Consider the following 19,833-nt stretch of genomic DNA (forward strand, 5'->3'; position numbering starts at 1 on the left):
CCTTTGCGCGGGAGCAGCTTTTTCCTCGCCAGCAACGACAAAAATCATAATTTCGTAAATTCCCGCCTCCCAACAGAATGCCGCCAACACCCCCTTGTACCGATAGCCGCAACCGTAAAACAACAATGATCAGCCCCAGAGGCGGCAGCCATGGTCGATCTGAATCAACCCAACTTTCAGAAGTACACAGCCATGACAGTTGAAAAAAGACACATAGATACCCTTGTCGTTGGCGCCGGTCAGGCCGGCGTGGCCATGAGTGAACACTTGAGCCGACTGGGCGTCCCGCACCTGGTTCTTGAGCGCAACCGCATCGCCGAAGCCTGGCGTACGGGGCGCTGGGATTCGCTGGTGGCCAACGGCCCGGCCTGGCATGACCGCTTCCCTGGTCTTGAGTTCCAGGGCCTGGACCCGGACGCCTTTGCCGGCAAGGAACAGGTCGCCGATTACTTCGAAGCCTATGCCCGCAAGTTCAACGCACCGGTACGCACCGGCGTGGACGTGCAGAAGGTCGAGCGCAACAGCGGTCGGCCGGGCTTTACCGTCGAAACCTCGGAGGGCGTGATCGAGGCCAACCAGGTGGTGGTGGCGACCGGTCCCTTCCAGCGTCCGGTGATCCCGCCGATTGCCACTGAAGTGCCAGGCATCACGCAGATCCACTCGGCCCAGTACCGTAATCCGCAGCAACTGCCAGAAGGTGCGGTGCTGGTGGTGGGGGCTGGCTCGTCGGGCGTGCAGATTGCCGATGAACTGCAACGCGCCGGCAAGCAGGTCTATCTCTCCGTGGGGGCGCACGATCGCCCGCCGCGCGCCTATCGCAACCGCGACTTCTGCTGGTGGCTGGGCGTGCTCGGCGAATGGGATGCGGAAGTGGTCCAGGCGGGCAAGGAGCACGTGACCATCGCGGTCAGTGGTGCGCGTGGCGGCCATACGGTTGATTTCCGCCGGCTGGCCCATCAGGGCCTGACACTGGTCGGCCTGACGAATTCGTTCGCCGATGGCGTGGTGACCTTCGAATCGAATCTGGCGGACAACATTGCCCGCGGCGATGAGAACTACCTGGCGCTGCTCGATGCGGCCGACGCCTACATTGCGCGCAACGGCCTGGACCTGCCGGAAGAACCGCAAGCCCGCGCCTTGCTGGCGGACCCACCGTGCCTGACCCAGCCCATTTTGCAACTGGACCTGGCCGAGGCCGGGGTGACCTCGATCATCTGGGCCACCGGTTACTCGGTGGACTACAGCTGGCTGAAGGTCAACGCCCTCGACGCCAGCGGCAAGCCCCGGCATCAACGCGGGGTGTCCAGCGAGCCGGGGGTTTACTTCGTCGGCCTGCCGTGGCTGACGCGCCGGGGCTCGGCATTTATCTGGGGCGTGTGGCACGACGCCAAGCACATTGGCGACCACATCGTTAAGCAGCGCACCTACCTCGCTTATCGCGACGCCTCGCAACGCCAGGCAGAGCCCGAGCCGACGTCCGTTTCACCGGTCCACGCCACCAGCCTCATGGGAGTCCGTTAATGCCTACTCATACCCGCATCCGCATGTTCAACACCCAGGACACTTACCCCAACCAGACCCTGGACAACGACCTGTGCCAGGCCGTGCGAGCCGGCAACACGGTGTATGTCCGTGGCCAGGTGGGGACCGATTTCAACGGCCAACTGGTGGGCCTCGGTGACCCCCGCGCCCAGGCGGAGCAGGCCATGCGCAACGTCAAGCAACTGCTCGAGGAAGCCGGCAGCGACCTTAGCCATATCGTCAAGACCACCACCTACCTGATCGACCCGCGTTATCGCGAGCCGGTGTACCAGGAGGTCGGCAAGTGGCTCAAGGGCGTGTTCCCGATCTCCACCGGGCTGGTGGTCAGTGCCCTGGGGCAGCCGCAGTGGCTGATGGAAATCGATGTGATCGCGGTGATCCCCGAATAAGGAGTCAATCATGACCTTTTCCATTGTCGGACGGTGTGCCGAGACCGGTCAGCTGGGCATTGCCATCAGTTCCTCGAGCATCGCCGTGGGGGCACGCTGCCCCTGGCTGCGCGCCGGGGTCGGCGCGGTGTCGAGTCAGAACATCACCTTGCCGGCCCTGGGGCCGCAGATTCTGGACGGGCTGGCCGCCGGACTGTCCCCGGACCAGGCGCTGGACCGGGGCTTGAGCAGCAATGGCTTCAGCCAGTACCGCCAGGTGGCGGTGGTCGATGCCCAGGGCCGCACGGCGCTGTTCAGCGGCAACCATGCGCTGGGCACGCACAACGCGCTGGCCGGCGTGCAATGCGTGGCGGCCGGCAACCTGTTGGCCAGCCGCGCCGTGATCGACGCCATGGTCACGGCATTTGAAAGCAGCGAAGGCTGTCTCGCGGCGCGCTTGCTCAGTGCGTTGCAGGCCGGCCAGGACGCCGGCGGGGAAGCCGGGGCGGTGCACTCGGCGGCGCTGTCGGTGGTCGGTGACCTGACCTGGCCCATCGTCGACCTGCGCGTGGACTGGGCCGAGGACAATCCGATCGGCGAACTGGCCAGGCTCTGGGACGCCTATCAGCCTCAACTACAGGATTACCTGACCCGCGCCCTCAATCCGACCCTGGCCCCCAGCTATGGAGTGCCCGGCGATGAGTGAGCTGCGCAGCCGGGCCCTGTTGGCGCAGCTGGTGGGCTTTGCCACGGTCAGCCGCGACTCCAACCTGGAGTTGATCGCGTTCGTGCGTAACTACCTGCACGGCCTGGGTGTGGATTGCCAGCTGATCTACAACGCGCAGCGGACCAAGGCCAACCTGCTGGCCACGATCGGCCCGAGGGTGGCTGGCGGCATCCTGTTGTCCGGGCACACCGACGTGGTTCCGGTGGACGGGCAGGCCTGGACGGTCGAACCGTTCTGCCTGAGCGAGCAGGGCGGCAAGCTGTACGGGCGTGGCACGGCGGACATGAAAGGCTACCTGGCCTCGGTACTGGCCGCCGTGCCGGTGTTTCTCGACAGCCAACTGCGGCGCCCGGTGCACCTGGCGTTTTCATACGACGAAGAGGTGGGGTGCCTGGGCGTCCGCAGCCTGCTGGAGGCCCTGCCAGCGCATATCCCGGCGCCGGCGCTGTGCCTGATTGGCGAGCCGACGGAGCTCAAGCCAGTGCTCGGCCACAAGGGCAAGCTGGCGATGCGGTGCCATGTACGAGGGGCGGCCTGTCATTCGGCCTACGCGCCGTATGGGGTCAACGCCATCGAACAGGCTGCGCGGCTGATTGGCCGGCTGGGGGAGATCGGCGCGCAGCTGGCCGATCCTCGGCGGCATGACGAGCGCTTCGACCCCGCGTACTCCACCGTGCAAGTCGGCGTGATCGAGGGCGGCACGGCCTTGAACATCGTGCCGGCCGATTGCCGCTTCGACTTCGAAGTACGGGCGCTGCCGGACTTCGCCCCGCAAGGGGTGGTGGAGGCGCTGCAAGGATACGCCGAGCAGACGCTGCTGCCAGCGATGCAGGCGGTGAAGGCCGACAGCGCCATCCACTTCGAAACCCTGTCGGCTTATCCGGGCCTGGCGACACCGGTGGACAGCGCCGCCGCCCGGCTGATCGCCAGGCTGTGTGGCAGCGATGCCTTTGGCACGGTGGCGTTCGGTACCGAAGGGGGCTTGTTTGACCAGGCCGGCATCCCCTCGGTGGTCTGCGGCCCCGGCAGCATGGAGCAGGGACACAAACCCGACGAGTACGTCAGCGTCGAGCAAATGGCGGCCTGTGACCGCCTGATGGATCGCCTGGCGGTCTACCTGAGTGAACCGGACGATGAATAACGACAAGGTAATGACGGTGAACGATTTCAATCAATGGACAGCCCTGGCGGCACGGCAGCGCTTGATCGACACCGCGCTGATCGACGGCGCGCCCTGTGAAGCTGCGGAGGGTGCACGGCTGGCGGTGATCAACCCGGCGACCGGCCAAGTGCTCGCCGAGGTGGCGGCCTGCGCTGAGCAGGATGTCGACCTGGCCGTGCGCAGCGCCCGGCGGGCTTTTGCCCAAGGCCCTTGGGCGCGCATGGCACCGACTGAACGCAAGGCGGTGTTGCTGCGCCTGTCGCAGTTGATGCTAGCCCACCGCGAGGAACTGGCGCTGCTCGATTCGTTGAGCATGGGCAAGCCGGTAATGGACGCCTGGAACATCGACGTGCCCGGCGCTGCCCATGTGTTCGCCTGGTATGGCGAGAGCCTGGACAAGCTGTATGACCAGGTTGCGCCCACGGCGGCGAATGTGTTGGCCACCATCACCCGGGAACCGTTGGGAGTGATTGCAGCGGTGGTGCCGTGGAATTTCCCGCTGGACATGGCCGCCTGGAAACTCGCCCCGGCACTGGCTGCGGGTAACAGCGTGGTGCTCAAGCCTGCCGAACAGTCGCCGTTCTCGGCGTTGCGCCTGGCTGAACTGGCGCTGGAAGCCGGCTTGCCGCCCGGGGTGCTGAACGTGGTGCCGGGGCTCGGTGAGCAGGCCGGCCGCGCGCTGGGCCTGCACCCAGACGTGGATGCGCTGGTGTTCACCGGTTCGACCGAAGTCGGCAAGTACTTCATGCAGTACTCGGCGCAGTCGAACCTCAAGCAGGTCTGGCTGGAGTGCGGTGGCAAGAGCCCGAACCTGGTGTTCGCCGATTGCCAGGACCTGGATCTGGCGGCTGCGAAGGCGGCGTTCGGGATCTTCTTCAACCAGGGCGAGGTGTGCTCGGCCAACTCGCGCCTGCTGGTACAGCGCTCAATCCTTGATGAGTTCGTCGAGCGCCTGATCGTCCAGGCGCGCCTGTGGCAGCCGGGTAACCCGCTGGATCCGGCGAGCCGCGCCGGGGCCATTGTCGACACGCGGCAGACCCGGCGAATCCTGCAGTACATCGAACAGGCCACCGCCGAGGGTGCTCGCCTGGTGTGCGGTGGCCGGCAGCTGACGGTCGACGGTTCGAGCAACTTCATCGAGCCGACGATCTTTACCGACGTACACGCCGGGATGCAACTGGCCCGGGAAGAGGTGTTCGGCCCAGTACTGGCGATCACCGTGTTCGATGACGAGGAGCAGGCGATCGCCCTGGCCAACGAGCACATCTACGGGCTGGCGGCGTCCGTCTGGACCGACGACCTGAACCGTGCGCACCGCGTGGCGCGGCGACTGAACGCGGGCACGGTGTCGGTCAATACGGTGGATGCGCTGGATGTCACGGTGCCCTTTGGCGGCGGCAAGCAGTCGGGCTTTGGCCGGGACCTGTCGCTGCATGCGTTCGACAAGTACACGCAACTCAAGACCACCTGGATTCAGTTGCGCGGCTGACGGCCCAATCACCGGGCATCCGCCGTACAAACAATCGATTTGTTCTCCCTACAACAACAAAACGGAGCAACCGATGGACAGTTCCTCAAGCGTGCCGCTACACCCCCTTGCCCCGGCGCAGGCCGGCCCCCGCAAACGCCTGGGCTTCAGCGCCCTGTTGGCGGTTGCCGTGGGCCTGGTGGTCTCCCAGGGCGTGATGGTTCTGATGCTGCAAGGTGCCGGGATCGCCGGCATGGGCTTTATCGTACCGTTGGCTCTGGCCTGGCTGCTGGCCCTGAGCTACGCCTGTTCGTTCTCGGAACTGGCGCTGATGATTCCCCGCGCCGGCAGCCTGAGCAGCTACACCGAAGTCGCCATCGGCCAGTTCCCGGCGATTCTCGCGACCTTCTCCGGCTATGTGGTGGTGGCGATGTTCGCCCTGTCGGCCGAGCTGCTGCTGATGGAGTTCATCATCGACAAGGTCTACCCGCACTCGATGCCGCCCCTGAGCGTGGCCTTTGGCGTGTTGCTGCTGTTCACCGTGCTCAACCTGTTCAACATCGACATCTTTGCCCGCCTGCAGACCGTTCTGGCGCTGGTGATGATGGTGATGTTGCTGGTCATGGGCCTGGGCGCGCTGACCAGCGAAGGGGCCGGTAGTGTCTCCGCCCTGGTGGCGACATCGGGCTGGAACCCCATGGGCCTGGGGGTGATCGCACTGGCCGCGATGGCGGTGTGGGGCTTTGTCGGGGCCGAATTCGTCTGCCCGCTGGTGGAAGAGACCCGGCACCCGGAACGCAATATCCCGGCCTCGATGATGGTCGGCCTGACGGTGATCTTCCTGATCATCGCCCTGTACTGCGTGGGCGCGCTGCTCACCGTGCCGCAGGCGGAGCTGGCGAGCAATGGCCTGCCTCACTACCTGTTCGCTACCACGGTGTTCGGTGAAGCGGGGCAGGTGTTGCTGGTCACCGCCGCGATCACTGCTACCTGCAGCACCCTCAACAGTTCGTTGGCGGCGATCCCGCGCATGTTGCTGGGCATGGCCCAAAGCGGCCAGGCGTTCGGCGTGTTCAAGCGCCAGGGCACACGCAGCGGCGCCCCCTGGGTCGCAGTGCTGTTCGTGTCTGCCGTCACCGGCCTGCCATTGCTGCTGATGCACGACAACCCGGACGCAATCAATCGCCTGCTGTTGGCGGCGGCCCTGGCCTGGTTGCTGGCCTACATCATCACCCACATCAACGTGATCGCCCTGCGTCGCCGTTATCCGCATGTGCACCGGCCGTTTCGCACGCCGTTCTACCCGTTGCCGCAGCTGTTTGGCATCGCCGGCATGCTCTTTGCCATCTGGCACGTGTCACCGAGCCCCGAGATGACCGTGCCGATTTTCGCCAGCGCCGGCGTAGTGCTGGCCATCGTCTCGCTGATCGCCGTGGTGTGGATCAAATGCGTGATGCGCAAGCCACTGTTCAGGCCCGAGCCGCTGGAGCCTGCGCTGGGCAGCCGTACTGACAACCTCAATAATCAAGGAGAGCTGTAATGAACGCAAAACTCGACACCCCCCGCAGCACCCAGGACTACCAGGCGCTGGACGCGGCGCACCACATCCATGCATTCCTGGACCAGAAGGCACTCAACGCCGAAGGCCCGCGGGTGATCGTGCGCGGTGAGGGCCTGGCGTTGTGGGACAACGACGGCAAGCGCTACCTGGACGGCATGTCGGGCCTGTGGTGCACCAACCTCGGCTACGGCCGCAAGGACCTGGCCGCCGCTGCCAGCCGCCAGTTGGAGCAACTGCCGTACTACAACATGTTCTTCCACACCACCCACCCGGCCGTGGTGGAGTTGTCCGAGCTGCTGTTCAGCTTGCTGCCGGATCACTACAGCCACGCCATCTATACCAACTCTGGTTCCGAAGCCAACGAGGTGCTGATCCGCACTGTGCGTCGCTACTGGCAGATCCTCGGCCAGCCGCAGAAGAAGATCATGATCGGTCGCTGGAATGGCTACCACGGCTCGACCCTGGGGGCCACGGCGCTGGGCGGGATGAAGTTCATGCACGAAATGGGCGGGGTGATTCCGGACGTCGCGCACATCGACGAGCCGTACTGGTTCGCCCACGAAGGCGACCTGAGCCCGGCCGAGTTCGGCCTGCGCGCGGCCCGCCAGCTGGAAGAGAAGATCCTTGAACTGGGCGCCGAGAATGTCGCGGCGTTCGTTGCCGAGCCGTTCCAGGGCGCCGGCGGCATGATCTTCCCGCCGGAAAGCTACTGGCCGGAAATCCAGCGTATCTGCCGTCAATACGACGTGCTGTTGTGCGCTGACGAAGTGATCGGCGGCTTTGGTCGCACCGGTGAATGGTTTGCCCACGAACACTTCGGTTTCGAGCCCGACACCCTGTCCATCGCCAAGGGCCTGACCAGCGGCTACATCCCCATGGGCGGTTTGATCCTGTCCAAGCGCATGGCCCAGGCGCTGGTGGAGCAGGGTGGAGTGTTTGCCCACGGCCTGACCTATTCTGGGCACCCGGTCGCGGCGGCAGTGGCCATCGCCAACCTCAAGGCCCTGCGCGACGAAGGCATCGTCACCCGGGTCAAGCAGGACACCGGGCCTTACCTGCAGCGTTGCCTGCGCGAGGCCTTCGACGACCATCCGTTGATCGGCGAGATCCAGGGCACCGGCCTGGTGGCCGCCCTGCAATTTGCCGAAGACAAGGCCAGCCGCAAGCGCTTTGCCAACGAAAACGACATGACCTGGCAATGCCGCACCTTCGGCTTTGAAGAGGGCCTGATCATTCGCTCGACTCTGGGCCGGATGATCATGGCGCCGGCATTGGTGGCTAGCCACGCCGACATCGACGAACTGGTCGACAAGACCCGTATTGCAGTAGACCGCACCGCCCGCGCCTACGGTCGCCGATAAGCAGTCCGCGCCGGCTCGTGCGGGCGAGCCGGCATTCCCGAGGAACCGATCCATGTCCAGATCCTTGCGTTGCAGTGTTCCGTTTGCCTTGGCCCTGTTGTGCGGCAGTGTGTCAGCCGCGCCCCAGAGCCTCACCGTGATTTCATTTGGCGGTGCCACCAAGCAGGCCCAGGACAAGGCCTACTTCCAACCCTTCAACGCCAGCGGTGCAGGAAACATCGTCGCTGGCGAATACAACGGCGAGCTGTCGAAAATCAAGGCCATGGTCGCGGCGGGTCACACCAGCTGGGACGTGGTCGAAGTCGAAAGCCCCGAATTGCTGCGCGGCTGTGAAGAAGGCCTGTTCGAGAAACTCGACCTGACGCGGCTGGGGGATCCGGCGCATTTCGTCCCCGGCGCGCTCACCGAGTGCGGGGTGGCCACCTATGTCTGGTCGATGGTCCTGGCCTTCGACCAGAGCAAGTTGAGCAAGGCTCCGGGGTCCTGGGCGGACTTCTGGAACGTTGCCGAGTTTCCCGGCAAGCGCGGCTTGCGCAAAAGCGCCAAGTACTCCCTGGAAATCGCCTTGCTGGCCGACGGGGTCAAGGCCGACGATCTGTACAAGGTGTTGAACACGCCCCAGGGGGTGACGCGGGCCTTTGCCAAGCTGGACCAGCTCAAGCCGAACATCCAGTGGTGGGAGGCAGGCGCCCAGCCGGCGCAGTGGCTGGTGGCGGGGGATGTGGTGATGAGCGCGGCCTACAACGGGCGGATTGCCTCGGCGCAAAAGGAAGGCATGGCGCTGAGTATCGTCTGGCCCCACAGCCTGTATGACCCGGAGTACTGGGCCGTGGTCAAGGGCACGCCGAACAAGGCACTGGCCGAGGACTTCATCGCCTTTGCCAGCCAGCCCCAGACCCAGAAGGTGTTCTCGCAGAACATCCCCTATGGGCCCGTGCATCGTCAGGCGCTGGCACTGTTACCGCCTGCGGTGCAGGAGCAACTGCCAACCGCCGCCGCCAACCTGGCCGACGCACGGGCAGTGGACGCGGAGTTCTGGGTCGATCATGGCGAAGAGCTTGAGCAGCGCTTCAACGCCTGGGCGGCTCGCTAGCTAGAATGTAGGAGCGAGCTAGCTCGCGATGGATGTCAACGATAACGCGTGCGTTCTGAATAAACGCGTTGCGCTTGAGTTCATCGCGAGTATGCTCGCTCCTACCCATCGGCAGGCATCAAGCGCGGCCTCACATCAACCATTGCGCAAACTGTTCCTTGCAGTACTCCACAAACAACTGCGCAGGCTTGGTCAGCTGCGCACGTTTGAGCCAGCCGGCGACCAGCGCCGAACCTGTGACGTCCTCGGCAATCGCCACACAGACCAACTGCTGACCATCGTAGGTGCTGCTCGAGTGTGGCCGCGTCACCAGGACCGCGAAGCCGAAGCCCTGGCCCACCATGCCGCGCACCATTTCGATCGACGGCGAGCTGAAGACGATGTTCGGGGTCAGCCCCAGCTCTTCGAAAATGCTCACGAAGTACGTCCGGCTCGGCTGCACATCCAGCAAGATCATCGGCTCGAGCGCCAAATCTCGCAGCGACACTTGGGCCTGATCTGCAAACCGATGCCCCACCGGCAGCAAGGCATAGGGCCGTTGCGGGGCCATTAGCGCTTCGGTTTCGATGGTGCTGTCCAAATCGTGTTCATAAAAGATCGCCAGGTCGAAGCGTCCACCCGTGAGGCCTTGCACCAGTTCCTGCTGTTCGCCGTCCTGCAGGCGAATCTCCACGCCCGGGTAGCGCTGGTGAAAACCGGCGATCAGGCGCGGCAGGTAGAGCGGGGCGACGGTTTCGAAGCAGCCGATATCGATCTGCCCGCTGACCACATCGTTGTCGGCCAGCGCGTTCTGCTCGAACTCCCGCGCCATGCGCAGCAGTTCCTGGGCCTTGCGGTAGAAGCGCGCGCCGCTGGGAGTCAATGACACGCCCTGGGCGTGGTGACGGATCAACAATTGCACGCCGAAGCTGTCTTCCAGGCCCTTGATGGCCGTGGAGATCGACGGCTGGGCGATGTACAGCTTGCGGGAGGCTTCTGCAACGCTGCCACATTCGACGGTGGTGACGAAGTACTTCAACTGACGCAGGGAATAGGACGCCACGGCGTACCTCAGGCTTGGGGTTTTACCTACCTTACTCCGTCCGGCGCCCGGCGGGGTGCGGGCTCTGCTGTGGATTTTGCTGGGCATTGACGACATTTTAGCGTGCGCGTCTCCAGGGCCGGTTCTGGCGTACTGGATCACACGAGTAAACGCAGTTTTGACGATTACAGATGCGATAACGCTCAATTATTCAATCAGACAAACACGCTAATTGGCATCGTTGGCTTTGACATCAATGGAATGTATATACATAGTACGTAATACAGTACGAAATCGTAGGAGCAACACATGGCCCGTGGCGGCGTAAACAAGGCAATCGTGCAGAAAGCGCGGGAGGCATTGCTGGCGCGTGGAGAACATCCAAGCATCGATGCCGTACGGATAGAGCTGGGCAATACCGGCTCGAAAACCACGATTCATCGTTATTTGAAGGAACTCGAAGACCTCGATCTGCGCCGTGGCGCGCCCCAGCAGGCCCTCAGCGACGAGCTTGGCGAGCTGGTGTCACGGTTGGCGTTGCGCTTGCAGGAAGAGAGCGAGGAGCGCTTCGAGCAGGCGCTGAAGGTGTCCCAGGCCGAGCAGGCCGCACTCAATGAGCAACTCAGCGCCAGCCAGGCTGCGCTGGCGCACCTGCAACAGCAGCACGATATCCAGCGTGTCGCCCTGGAAACCGAGTCCGGCGAGCTGCACACCTGCCGTACGACCTTGCAGGCCGAACAGACCCGCAATGCACGGCTGAGCCAGTCGAACCTGGACCTTGAGGTGCACCTCAAGGACAAGCAGGAGCAGGTGCGCTCCCTGGAAGAAAAGCACCAGCATGCCCGTGATGCGCTTGAGCACTACCGCGCCGCGAGCAAGGAGCAACGGGAGCAGGAGCAGCGCCGGCATGAGGGGCAGTTGCAACAGGTGCAGATGGAGATGCGTCATCTGCAGCAGACGCTGATCATCAAGCAGGATGAAGTGACACAGTTGAACCGCGATAACGAGCGCCTGCTCACCGAGGCCCGGCAGCAGCACAAGGCCAATCTGGGACTGGAAACGGTGGTGGATCGTCAGCGCAGTGAAATCGGTGCGCTGAAGATCCAGGTGGCGCAAGTGGAGGGCGGCAAGCAGGTGTTGCTGGAGCAGGTCGCCCATTTGCAGCGTGAGGTCAGCGAATGGGGCGATGTGTCAGCACGTCAATCCGCCGAGATTGCCGAACTGCTGAAAACCCTGGAGGCGGTTGAGCCTCCCCCTGAAGACAAGGCCGAGGCGTGACCGGGCTGCGCCGACCCTGGCGGTCGGCGTAGCGCCCCGTCAGAACTGCTCGGCGCTGAGTCCATAAAGCGGCGCGCTGCCAGCGCGAATGCAGGCTTCCAGACCCAGGGTGCGGGGCAGCAAGCGGCTGAAGTAAAATTCCGCGGTGGCCAGTTTGGCGCTGTAGAAGGCAGGGTCCTGAGCGTGGTGCTGGCGAGCCACGGCGGCCATCCGTGCCCACATCCAGGCATAGGCGACATAGCCGAACAGGTGCAGGTACTCCACCGACGCGGCACCGACTTCGTTGGGGCTGCCTTTGGCCTGGGTCAGCAACCAGTCACTGGTGCTTTCCAGGCGTTGCACGGCATCCAGCAACGGCGCGGCAAAAGGCGCGTCCGCCTGGCTGGCGAACTGGCGGATCTGTGCGGTGAACGAGCGCAAGCCTTCACCGCCATTGGCCACGACTTTGCGACCCAGCAAGTCCAAAGCCTGGATCCCGTTGGTGCCTTCGTAGATCTGCGCGATACGCACATCACGGACCAGTTGCTCCTGACCCCACTCGCGAATATAGCCGTGGCCACCGAACACCTGCTGGCCATGGATGCAGCTGTCCAGTCCGGTGTCGGTAAAGAACGCCTTGGCCACCGGCGTGAGCAGGGCCACCAGGGCGGCGGCCTGCTGTTGCTCAAGGGCATCATCGCTGAACTTGGCCAGGTCCAGTTGCTGCCCGACGTAGCAGGCAAAGGCGCGTCCTCCCTCGGTCATGGCTTTCATGCTGAGCAGCATGCGCCGTACATCGGCATGCACGATGATCGGGTCGGCGGCCTTTTCCTCGGCCACCGGACCGGTGGCGGCGCGGCTCTGCAAGCGTTCCCGGGCGTAGCCGACCGCCGCCTGGTAAGAGGCCTCGGCGCAGCCAATGCCCTGGATGCCAATGGATAAGCGCTCGTAGTTCATCATGGTGAACATCGCCGCCAGGCCCTTGTTCGGCTCGCCGATCAGATGACCGATGGCACCGTCGAAGTTCATGACGCAGGTGGCCGAGGCCTTGATGCCCATCTTGTGCTCGATCGAGCCACAACTCACGGCGTTACGGGCACCCAGCGTGCCGTCGGGGTTGACCATGACTTTGGGCACCAGAAACAGTGAAATGCCCTTGGCCCCGGTCGGTGCATTGGGCAGCTTGGCCAGTACCAGGTGGATGATGTTTTCAGTCAGGTCCTGTTCGCCACCGGTAATGAAGATCTTGCTCCCGGTGATCGAATAGCTGCCATCGGCCCGTGGCTCGGCGCGACTGCGAATCAACCCCAGGTCAGTGCCGGCATGGGCTTCGGTGAGGCACATGGAACCGGCCCAGCGGCCTTCGTACATGGGCGGCAGATAGGTGGTTTTCAGGGTTTCGCTGGCGTGGGCGTCGATGGCCAGGCAGGCGCCGGAGCTCAGGGCCGAATACAGGGCAAAACTGGAGCCGGCGGCGTAGAGCATTTCTTCGAACTGCACGGCGAGCATCTTGGGCATGCCCATGCCGCCGTAGCCTGGGTTACCGGACAAACCGACCCAACCGCCGTTGATGTAGGTGGCATACGCCTGCTTGAAGCCGCGAGGGGTGCTGACCTCGCCATTCAGCCATTGCGCGCCTTCTTCATCGCCACTGCGGTTGAGCGGGGCGATCAGTTGTCCGGTGACCTTGGCGGCTTCTTCGAGAATCGCGTCGGCGGTGTCGGCGTCCACGCTGTGCGCCAGGGCCGGCAGGCGTGCCCACAGGCGCGGGGCTTCGAACACTTCATGGAGGACAAAGCGCAGGTCGCGCAGTGGAGCGTTGAACGTGGGCATGGGTGACCTCTTGTCGATGTGCGGGAGGGGGCGACCATCAAGCACCGGCAGTGCCGGTGCTTGATGATGACGGGGCTTGACCGTGCCCTGGCGTGAGGGCCCGGTGGGCTCGGTTCGGATCTAGAGCGCTTTGGCCATGTCGCGCAGGACGAACTTCTGGATTTTCCCGGTGCTGGTTTTGGGCAGCAGGGTGAACACTACGGTTTTCGGCACCTTGAACCCGGCCAGGTGACTGCGGCAGAAGCTGATGATCTCGTGTTCAAGAGTGCTCTCATGACCCGCCTTGAGGGTGATGAAGGCGCAGGGGGTTTCACCCCATTTTTCATCCGGGCGCGCGACCACGGCGGCTTCCAGCACCGCGTGATGACGGTAGAGCACGCCTTCGACTTCAATGGTGGAGATGTTCTCGCCACCGGAGATGATGATGTCCTTGAGGCGGTCCTTGATTTCGATGTAGCCATCGGGATGACAGACCGCCAGGTCGCCGGTGTGGAACCAGCCGCCCTCGAACGCCTCGGCGGTCGCGCTGGGGTTCTTCAGGTAGCCCTTCATCACGGTGTTGCCGCGCATGAAGATCTCGCCGATGGTTTCGCCGTCACGGGGCGTCGGCTCCAGGGTTTTCGGGTCGCCGACCATCACACCCTCCAGCGTCGGGTAGCGCACGCCCTGGCGCGACTTGATCCTGGCGCGCTCCTCCAGGGGCAACTCATCCCACTCGGCATGCCAGGCGCAGACGGTGACCGGGCCATAGACCTCGGTCAGGCCGTAGACGTGAGTGACCTTGATGCCCATTTCTTCCACGGCGCCAATCACCTTGGCTGGCGGCGCGGCGCCCGCCACCATGGCGTTGACCGGATGCTCGATGGCCGCCTTGGCGGACTCGGGCATGTTCACCAGAGCGTTGAGCACGATGGGTGCGCCGCACAGGTGGCTGACGTTGTGTTCGCGGATCAGGTACAGGATTTTCTGCGGGTCGACGCGCCGCAGAAAAACGTGCACGCCAGCCAGTGCCGTGATGGTCCAGGGGTAGCACCAGCCATTGCAATGGAACATCGGCAGGGTCCACAGGTACACCGGGTGGTTGCCCATGGCCCAGGTCATCTGGTTGCCCAAGGCGTTCAGGTAGGCGCCGCGGTGGTGATAGACCACGCCCTTGGGATTGCCGGTGGTGCCGGAAGTGTAGTTGAGGCTGATGGCCTGCCACTCGTCATCCGGCCACTGCCAGGCGAAAGCCGGATCGCCCTCGGCGAGCAGCGCTTCGTAGTCCAGGTCGCTGACGGCCTGGCCTTCGCCGTATTCCGGGTCATCGACATCGATCACCAGTGGCGGGTGATCCAGCATGCCCACCGCCGCGTGGATCACGTCGTGGAACTCGCGGTCGGTGATCAGTACCTTGGCTTCGCCATGCTGGAGCATGAAGGCGATGGCCTCGGCGTCCAGTCGTACGTTGAGGGTGTTGAGGACCGCGCCGATCATTGGCACGCCAAAGTGCACTTCGAGCATCGCCGGGATATTGGGCAGCATCACCGCCACGGTATCGCCCTTGCCGATGCCACGACCGGCCAGGGCCGAGGCCAGGCGTCGGCAGCGCGCATAGGTCTGGGCCCAGTCACGGCGAATAGCGCCATGAATCACGGCGGGGTAGTGGGGATAGATGCTTGCCGTACGCTCGAGAAAACTCAGGGGAGAGAGGGCGATGTGGTTGGTCGGGGCCGGCGAAAGGCCCTGTTCATAGATCGACATTCGGGTACCCATGGCAGATTGTTTGCTCTTGTATGCCCTGCATCGATGAGGCCGCAGGTGCTTGTTTTTACCGCTGGCGAATCTTTATATACTCACCAATGCCGATATGGAAGTAAGACTATATGCGTATAGTTATATTACTATATAGTGCAAGCCTGTCTGACCGTGGACGTTGTGCCGCGCGCACTCCCGATGATTCAAGGAAAGCCATGCATGAGTGAGGTTCGCGCGCAGTTACGCAACTGGTTGAGCCTGCAGCGCGAGGCGCTACCGCTGGCGGTGCGTGCCGATGGGTTGCGTCGCACGCTGCAAGCCTGCCCGCAGGTGCGCCAGTGCTTTTTCCTTGGCTGGCAAGCCAGCGCCGGTGTCTACAAGCACGCAGGCAACCCACCCCATCTACCGCCAGGTTTTGGCGATCCATTGCAGGCCAGCGATCAGCCATTGTTCGACGCCCTGGCCCGGCAACCACGCTTGAGCCTTGCCGAGCTGCGCCTGCTACCGTGCTGGTTGGCCGGACGTGTGCGGCGAGCCGCGCTGCGTCACGGCCAGGTGCTCACGTTGCCGCTGGACGAGGGTCAGCCAGGCGTGTTGTTGGTGGAGCTGGAGGAGGGCGTTGGCCTGGAGTGGCTGGAATTCATCCATGAGCTGCTGCTGGCCTTGCTGGAGAGCCTGCCACGGCAACGGCGTGGCAGCCCGTTGCTGGGCGCCGACCCGCAACCGAGCCTGTTGCTTGACGCCCAGGCCCGCCCACTGGAGTCGAATGCGGCGCTGCTCACGTGGCTGGGTGATCGGCCCCTGTGCGCGGCGACCGGGTTGCTGCCGGTGAACCACCGGCAACTGGTGCGTGCCTGCCTGCAGCAAGAACGTCCCATTGCCGACGTCGAGGCTCAGTTCGACGGTCAGGTCCTGATCTGGCAGTTTATTCCGGACCCTCTTGAGCAGCGGGTACTGGCCCGTGGTCGACTGGCAACCGCTCAGGTGGTGGCGGAGCGTGAGGCCGCCAAAGCCAGTCGGCTGTACCGTTTGATCACCGAGAACACCACCGACCTGATTTCCCGGCACACGCCGGACGGGCGCTTCCTGGATGCCTCGCCAGCCAGCTGGACGCTGCTGGGCTATTGGCCGCAGGCGCTGCGCGGCACCCGGGTCCAGGCGCTGCTTCACCGCCAGGATCAACAACAACTGATCCACAGTGCGCGTGAGGCACTGGAGCAGGACGGTTACCACACCATGACCTTTCGCATTGCCCATCGCGACGGTCACTACCTGTGGTTTGAAACCGCCAGCCGGGCTATTCGTGAAACCTACACCGGCGCGGTGGTCGAGGTGGTGAGCGTGTCGCGGGATATCACCGCGCGGGTGCAGGCCGAAGAAAACAAGCGGCGCCTGGCCGAAGTGGTCGAGGCCAATACTGATCTGGTGCTGTTTATCGACCCCGGTGGACGCTTGACCTACCTCAACCCTTCGGCGCGACATGCCCTGGGCCTTACCGAGCGCCAGCCGCTGCCCGCGCTCGATGCACTGCTGGCGCGCGATGACCTGCTCAACCTGCAGGCCAATGGCTGGTCCAGCGCCGACGCCTTGGGAGTGTGGAGTGCCGAAGTGCGGTTACTGCCCTTGAATCAAGCCGCATCGTTGCCGGTGTCCCTAGTGGTGCTGGCTCACCGGGCTACCAGTGGGGAGCGTTACTACTCGTTGGTGGCCCGGGACATGACCGAGCGTGAATTGCGCGAAGCCCAGCAACGACGTCACCAGGACGAACTGGCGCATACGGCCCGACTGGTGACACTGGGTGAGCTGGCGTCGGGCATCGCCCATGAGATCAACCAGCCACTGGCCGCGGTGGTCAATTATGCCAGCGCCAGCCAACGTTATCTGAAGGCCATCGCCAGCAATCCCCAGGCGGCGCAGAAGGTGGCGCAGGGCCTGGAGCGCATCAACGAACACGCCAATCATGCCGCGTTGGTGATCAAGCGCCTGCGCGGTTTTCTGCGCAAGGGCCAGCGGCGCTCACAGAAGCTCGACATGGCTCAGGCGGCGCGGGAGGCCGTGCGTTTGTGCCAGTGGGAGGCGAGCAATTGCCAGGTGACCATCAACGAGCAACTGGCGGACAATCTGCCGTCGGTGTATGCCGATCCGGTGCTGCTCGAGCAGGTGCTGCTCAATCTGTTGCGCAATGCCATCGATGCCAACCGAGAGCGTCACCCGGGCCAGCCATCGTGCATTGATTTGAGTGCCGGGGAGCGTGCCGGCCATTTGTGTGTCTGGGTCCGCGATCAGGGGCCGGGCGTCAGCGTCGAGCAGCTGGAGCATATCTTTACCCCGTTCTACACCAGCAAGCCGGAGGGTTTGGGGCTGGGACTGTCGATGAGCCGCAGTATCATTGAAGGCTTTGGTGGGGCGCTGGAGGCTCAACCCGCGGAACCGTCGGGGCTCTGCCTGGTATGCAGCCTGCCGCTGGGGCGCAACGAGGAATCGTAGCCCGCGCGCGGGTGATGGTTGCAGGTGCGGGACCGCGAGGCGGGGCCGCACGCAGAATAATAAAAGGATGAGTGAATGACTTCGCAACAGCAACAAAGGGTCTACGTGGTCGACGATGACCGGGGCATGCTCGACTCCACGGTCTGGTTGTTCGAGTCCGTGGGGCTGCAGGCGCTGCCGTTTACCAGCGGGCGGGCGTTTCTCGAGGCTTGTGATGCCAGCAGTCGCGGCTGCGTGTTGCTGGATGTGCGCATGCCCGGCATGGGCGGCTTGAACGTGCAGGAAGCTCTGCGTGAACGGGGCATCCACATGCCCATCATCTTTGTCAGCGGCCATGCCGATGTGCCGATTGTGGTTCGCGCCTTCCGCGCCGGCGCGGTGGATTTCATCGAGAAGCCCTATAACGAACAACTGTTGCTCGACAGTGTGCAACAAGCGCTGAGTCGCGAGCCGTTGCCAGGCGCTGTCGACCCACGGGTGCTAGAGGTGCAGGCGCGCCTGGACAGCCTGACGCCCCGGGAGCGTGATGTGTTGTTGCCGCTGGTACGTGGCTACACCAACCGCGAGGTGGCCGAACAACTGGCGGTCAGTGTGAAAACCATCGATTTGTACCGATCCCGGGTGATGAAGCGCATGCAGGCCGAGACCCTGGCGGACCTGGTCGGCATGGCCGTGGCGACGGGCTTGGTCGACGCCCTGCAGTTGCGTGTGGCAAGTGACCAGGGATCCTCTACGGATGGCGCGCCGGCGAGCAGGGAGCCACGATAACCGGCTTGACGGAGGCTAATGTCGCAATGACATCGAAGGGCTGGGGACGCTGTTCTCCAACCCTATCCCGGACTACCGCAACCTGATCACCCGCTACACCACCCTGACCGCCGGCAAGTAAGGCTGTCGAACAGGCCCTGAGCGATCGGGGCCTGTTTGTGTCGACGGCGGTCGACGAGCCCTGGCAGTCACTGCCGATTTACCTTGCGTGACGACACGGAACACCCCAACCCAGCGGCTACGCTTAGGGGAGGAGGCGAACGCATGCCTGATTCATCCGCTGTTGAAGGGCGCGTAGCCGTTTGAACCGAAGGGCAGGGCATACACGATGAACCGGCCAGGGTTGTTGATCGCTGGGGTTCCAACGCTTTTCGAGGCCCGGGGCCGGCTGTCCGTCGGGCGCCTTCTCGAACAGCTGCGCGCCCTGCTTAATGCCATTCAGGACTGGCTCACGAAACCCTGGTCCTGGTTATCCGAGAGATAAACGATGAGTAATCAAGAATCCCCCTGTCAGCTGTACACCTCCTGGGACTGTCCGGTGCAGGAGGGCAGTCGTGCGATCCAGCGGATCACCGCGCGCACCGCTGAAGTGGGGGGCGGGATCACGGTCAACCGCCTGATGCCCTCGCGCCAACGACGCATGATCGGGGCCTGGTGTTTTCTCGATCACGCCGGCCCCGCGGTGTTTGAAAGCAAGGCCGGCCTGCGTGTCGGTCCTCATCCGCACATTGGCTTGCAGACCTTCACCTGGATGATCGAGGGCGAGGTCCTGCACCGCGACAGCCTGGGCAATGTCCAGGTCATTCGCCCCGGCCAGGTGAACCTGATGACCGCCGGGCGTGGTATCACCCACACCGAAGAATCCTTGCCCGATGAGCATCATCTCCACGCCGCGCAGTTATGGATTGCCTTGCCCGCGGCCGACAAGGATTGCGCGCCCGCGTTCGATCACTATCCGGACCTGCCGGGCTGGGTCGACGGCGGGGTACAGGTCATCCTGCTGGCGGGCACCTTCGCCGGCCGCACCGCCCCGAGCCGCATTTATACACCGCTGGTGGGGCTGGACCTGTCGAGCCAGGGCGCGGCCTCGATTCGATTGGCCGTGGAGCCGCGCTTCGAGTACGGCATCCTGCCGCTGGAAGGCGCCTTCACGATCAACGGGCAGACCTTTGCCAGTAACGAACTGGCCTACCTGGGGCGCGGCCTCGATGAGGTCGAGTTGTCCTGTACCACGGGCTCGCGTGCCTTGCTGTTGGGAGGCGAACCCTTTGCCGAGGACATACAGCTGTGGTGGAACTTCGTTGGCCACAGCAAGGAGGATATCGCCAAGGCCCTCGAGGCCTGGAACAGCCGGGACCTGGAGCGCTTTGGCGAGGTAGAAGGGTTTGACGGGGCACGTCTGACCGCGCCTGCGTTGCCGTGGCAACGCGTGTGATGAGCGGCCTCGG

At 63.9% G+C, this 19,833-nt stretch carries 15 protein-coding genes and 1 pseudogene; 13 read left to right on the forward strand and 3 right to left on the reverse strand.

Annotated elements, in window-relative coordinates; all coding sequences use genetic code 11:
* Positions 1 to 150: 150 nt before the first annotated feature.
* The 8 genes from CKW29_RS00620 to CKW29_RS00655 all read left to right on the forward strand — a co-directional run bounded on the left by CKW29_RS00620 (position 151) and on the right by CKW29_RS00655 (position 9,282).
* Positions 151 to 1,521 carry an NAD(P)/FAD-dependent oxidoreductase gene (locus CKW29_RS00620; RefSeq protein WP_095144153.1) on the forward strand — a complete coding sequence of 457 codons (1,371 nt, stop codon included), beginning with the start codon at positions 151 to 153 and terminating at the stop codon, positions 1,519 to 1,521.
* On the forward strand, positions 1,521 to 1,931 hold the full coding sequence (locus tag CKW29_RS00625; protein WP_095144154.1) for a RidA family protein: 411 nt from the start codon (positions 1,521 to 1,523) through the stop codon (positions 1,929 to 1,931). The genes CKW29_RS00620 and CKW29_RS00625 overlap by 1 nt, the downstream gene beginning before the upstream one ends.
* 10 nt (positions 1,932 to 1,941) lie before the next feature.
* Positions 1,942 to 2,616 carry a DUF1028 domain-containing protein gene (locus tag CKW29_RS00630; RefSeq protein ID WP_095144155.1) on the forward strand — a complete coding sequence of 225 codons (675 nt, stop codon included), beginning with the start codon at positions 1,942 to 1,944 and terminating at the stop codon, positions 2,614 to 2,616.
* Positions 2,609 to 3,778, forward strand: a complete 1,170-nt coding sequence (argE, locus tag CKW29_RS00635) for an acetylornithine deacetylase (RefSeq protein ID WP_095147697.1) — start codon at positions 2,609 to 2,611, stop codon at positions 3,776 to 3,778. The genes CKW29_RS00630 and argE overlap by 8 nt, the downstream gene beginning before the upstream one ends.
* 10 nt (positions 3,779 to 3,788) lie before the next feature.
* Positions 3,789 to 5,288, forward strand: a complete 1,500-nt coding sequence (locus CKW29_RS00640) for an aldehyde dehydrogenase (protein WP_095147920.1) — start codon at positions 3,789 to 3,791, stop codon at positions 5,286 to 5,288.
* A gap of 73 nt (positions 5,289 to 5,361) precedes the next feature.
* Positions 5,362 to 6,807 carry an APC family permease gene (locus CKW29_RS00645; protein ID WP_095147698.1) on the forward strand — a complete coding sequence of 482 codons (1,446 nt, stop codon included), beginning with the start codon at positions 5,362 to 5,364 and terminating at the stop codon, positions 6,805 to 6,807.
* A complete protein-coding gene (locus CKW29_RS00650) occupies positions 6,807 to 8,189 on the forward strand; it encodes an aspartate aminotransferase family protein (protein WP_095147699.1) in 1,383 nt (460 codons plus the stop codon). Before CKW29_RS00645 ends, CKW29_RS00650 begins: the two co-directional genes overlap by 1 nt.
* Before the next feature lie 52 nt (positions 8,190 to 8,241).
* Positions 8,242 to 9,282, forward strand: a complete 1,041-nt coding sequence (locus tag CKW29_RS00655; protein ID WP_095147700.1) for an ABC transporter substrate-binding protein — start codon at positions 8,242 to 8,244, stop codon at positions 9,280 to 9,282.
* Between the two features lie 130 nt (positions 9,283 to 9,412).
* Here CKW29_RS00655 and CKW29_RS00660 read toward each other — a convergent pair whose 3' ends face one another.
* The gene (locus CKW29_RS00660; RefSeq protein WP_095144160.1) at positions 9,413 to 10,324 is read right to left on the reverse strand and encodes a LysR family transcriptional regulator; all 912 of its coding nucleotides are present in this window, start codon (positions 10,322 to 10,324) and stop codon (positions 9,413 to 9,415) included.
* Positions 10,325 to 10,612: 288 nt separating this feature from the next.
* On the opposite strand from CKW29_RS00660, the gene CKW29_RS00665 reads away from it, so the two are divergent.
* Complete coding sequence (locus CKW29_RS00665; RefSeq protein ID WP_095147701.1) at positions 10,613 to 11,581, forward strand: DNA-binding protein; 969 nt, start codon at positions 10,613 to 10,615, stop codon at positions 11,579 to 11,581.
* A gap of 39 nt (positions 11,582 to 11,620) precedes the next feature.
* On the opposite strand, the gene CKW29_RS00670 is transcribed toward CKW29_RS00665, so the two are convergent.
* Together CKW29_RS00670 and CKW29_RS00675 are read right to left on the reverse strand one after the other, a co-directional pair.
* A complete protein-coding gene (locus tag CKW29_RS00670) occupies positions 11,621 to 13,393 on the reverse strand; it encodes an acyl-CoA dehydrogenase C-terminal domain-containing protein (RefSeq protein ID WP_095147702.1) in 1,773 nt (590 codons plus the stop codon).
* Between the two features lie 120 nt (positions 13,394 to 13,513).
* A complete protein-coding gene (locus CKW29_RS00675) occupies positions 13,514 to 15,136 on the reverse strand; it encodes an acyl-CoA synthetase (protein WP_095144163.1) in 1,623 nt (540 codons plus the stop codon).
* 213 nt (positions 15,137 to 15,349) lie between these two features.
* Here CKW29_RS00675 and CKW29_RS00680 point away from each other — a divergent pair, with 213 nt between their 5' ends.
* The 4 genes and pseudogenes from CKW29_RS00680 to CKW29_RS00695 all read left to right on the forward strand — a co-directional run bounded on the left by CKW29_RS00680 (position 15,350) and on the right by CKW29_RS00695 (position 19,820).
* Positions 15,350 to 17,617 (forward strand): PAS domain S-box protein, encoded by a 2,268-nt coding sequence (locus CKW29_RS00680; protein WP_095147703.1) that lies wholly within the window; start codon positions 15,350 to 15,352, stop codon positions 17,615 to 17,617.
* A gap of 75 nt (positions 17,618 to 17,692) precedes the next feature.
* Positions 17,693 to 18,385, forward strand: a complete 693-nt coding sequence (locus tag CKW29_RS00685) for a response regulator transcription factor (protein ID WP_095147704.1) — start codon at positions 17,693 to 17,695, stop codon at positions 18,383 to 18,385.
* A 22-nt stretch (positions 18,386 to 18,407) separates the two neighbouring features.
* Positions 18,408 to 18,506 (forward strand): annotated as a pseudogene (locus tag CKW29_RS25900) (hydrolase); the annotation flags it as partial.
* Positions 18,507 to 18,872: 366 nt separating this feature from the next.
* Positions 18,873 to 19,820: a pirin family protein gene (locus CKW29_RS00695; RefSeq protein ID WP_095147705.1), complete on the forward strand. Its 948-nt coding sequence runs from the start codon at positions 18,873 to 18,875 to the stop codon at positions 19,818 to 19,820.
* Positions 19,821 to 19,833 lie beyond the last annotated feature (13 nt).

The organism is Pseudomonas sp. Irchel s3a18 (assembly GCF_900187535.1).
Classification (GTDB): domain Bacteria; phylum Pseudomonadota; class Gammaproteobacteria; order Pseudomonadales; family Pseudomonadaceae; genus Aquipseudomonas.

What these genes read in the sequence shown, in the direction of transcription:
- CKW29_RS00685 (WP_095147704.1), top strand. Translation starts at nt 17,693, where the DNA reads ATGACTTCGCAACAGCAACAAAGGGTCTACGTGGTCGACGATGACCGG.
- CKW29_RS00640 (WP_095147920.1), top strand. Translation starts at nt 3,789, where the DNA reads ATGACGGTGAACGATTTCAATCAATGGACAGCCCTGGCGGCACGGCAG.
- CKW29_RS00665 (WP_095147701.1), top strand. Translation starts at nt 10,613, where the DNA reads ATGGCCCGTGGCGGCGTAAACAAGGCAATCGTGCAGAAAGCGCGGGAG.
- CKW29_RS00620 (WP_095144153.1), top strand. Translation starts at nt 151, where the DNA reads ATGGTCGATCTGAATCAACCCAACTTTCAGAAGTACACAGCCATGACA.
- CKW29_RS00680 (WP_095147703.1), top strand. Translation starts at nt 15,350, where the DNA reads ATGAGTGAGGTTCGCGCGCAGTTACGCAACTGGTTGAGCCTGCAGCGC.
- CKW29_RS00645 (WP_095147698.1), top strand. Translation starts at nt 5,362, where the DNA reads ATGGACAGTTCCTCAAGCGTGCCGCTACACCCCCTTGCCCCGGCGCAG.
- CKW29_RS00675 (WP_095144163.1), bottom strand. Translation starts at nt 15,136, where the DNA reads ATGTCGATCTATGAACAGGGCCTTTCGCCGGCCCCGACCAACCACATC.
- CKW29_RS00630 (WP_095144155.1), top strand. Translation starts at nt 1,942, where the DNA reads ATGACCTTTTCCATTGTCGGACGGTGTGCCGAGACCGGTCAGCTGGGC.
- CKW29_RS00650 (WP_095147699.1), top strand. Translation starts at nt 6,807, where the DNA reads ATGAACGCAAAACTCGACACCCCCCGCAGCACCCAGGACTACCAGGCG.
- CKW29_RS00670 (WP_095147702.1), bottom strand. Translation starts at nt 13,393, where the DNA reads ATGCCCACGTTCAACGCTCCACTGCGCGACCTGCGCTTTGTCCTCCAT.
- CKW29_RS00625 (WP_095144154.1), top strand. Translation starts at nt 1,521, where the DNA reads ATGCCTACTCATACCCGCATCCGCATGTTCAACACCCAGGACACTTAC.
- CKW29_RS00655 (WP_095147700.1), top strand. Translation starts at nt 8,242, where the DNA reads ATGTCCAGATCCTTGCGTTGCAGTGTTCCGTTTGCCTTGGCCCTGTTG.
- argE (WP_095147697.1), top strand. Translation starts at nt 2,609, where the DNA reads ATGAGTGAGCTGCGCAGCCGGGCCCTGTTGGCGCAGCTGGTGGGCTTT.
- CKW29_RS00695 (WP_095147705.1), top strand. Translation starts at nt 18,873, where the DNA reads ATGAGTAATCAAGAATCCCCCTGTCAGCTGTACACCTCCTGGGACTGT.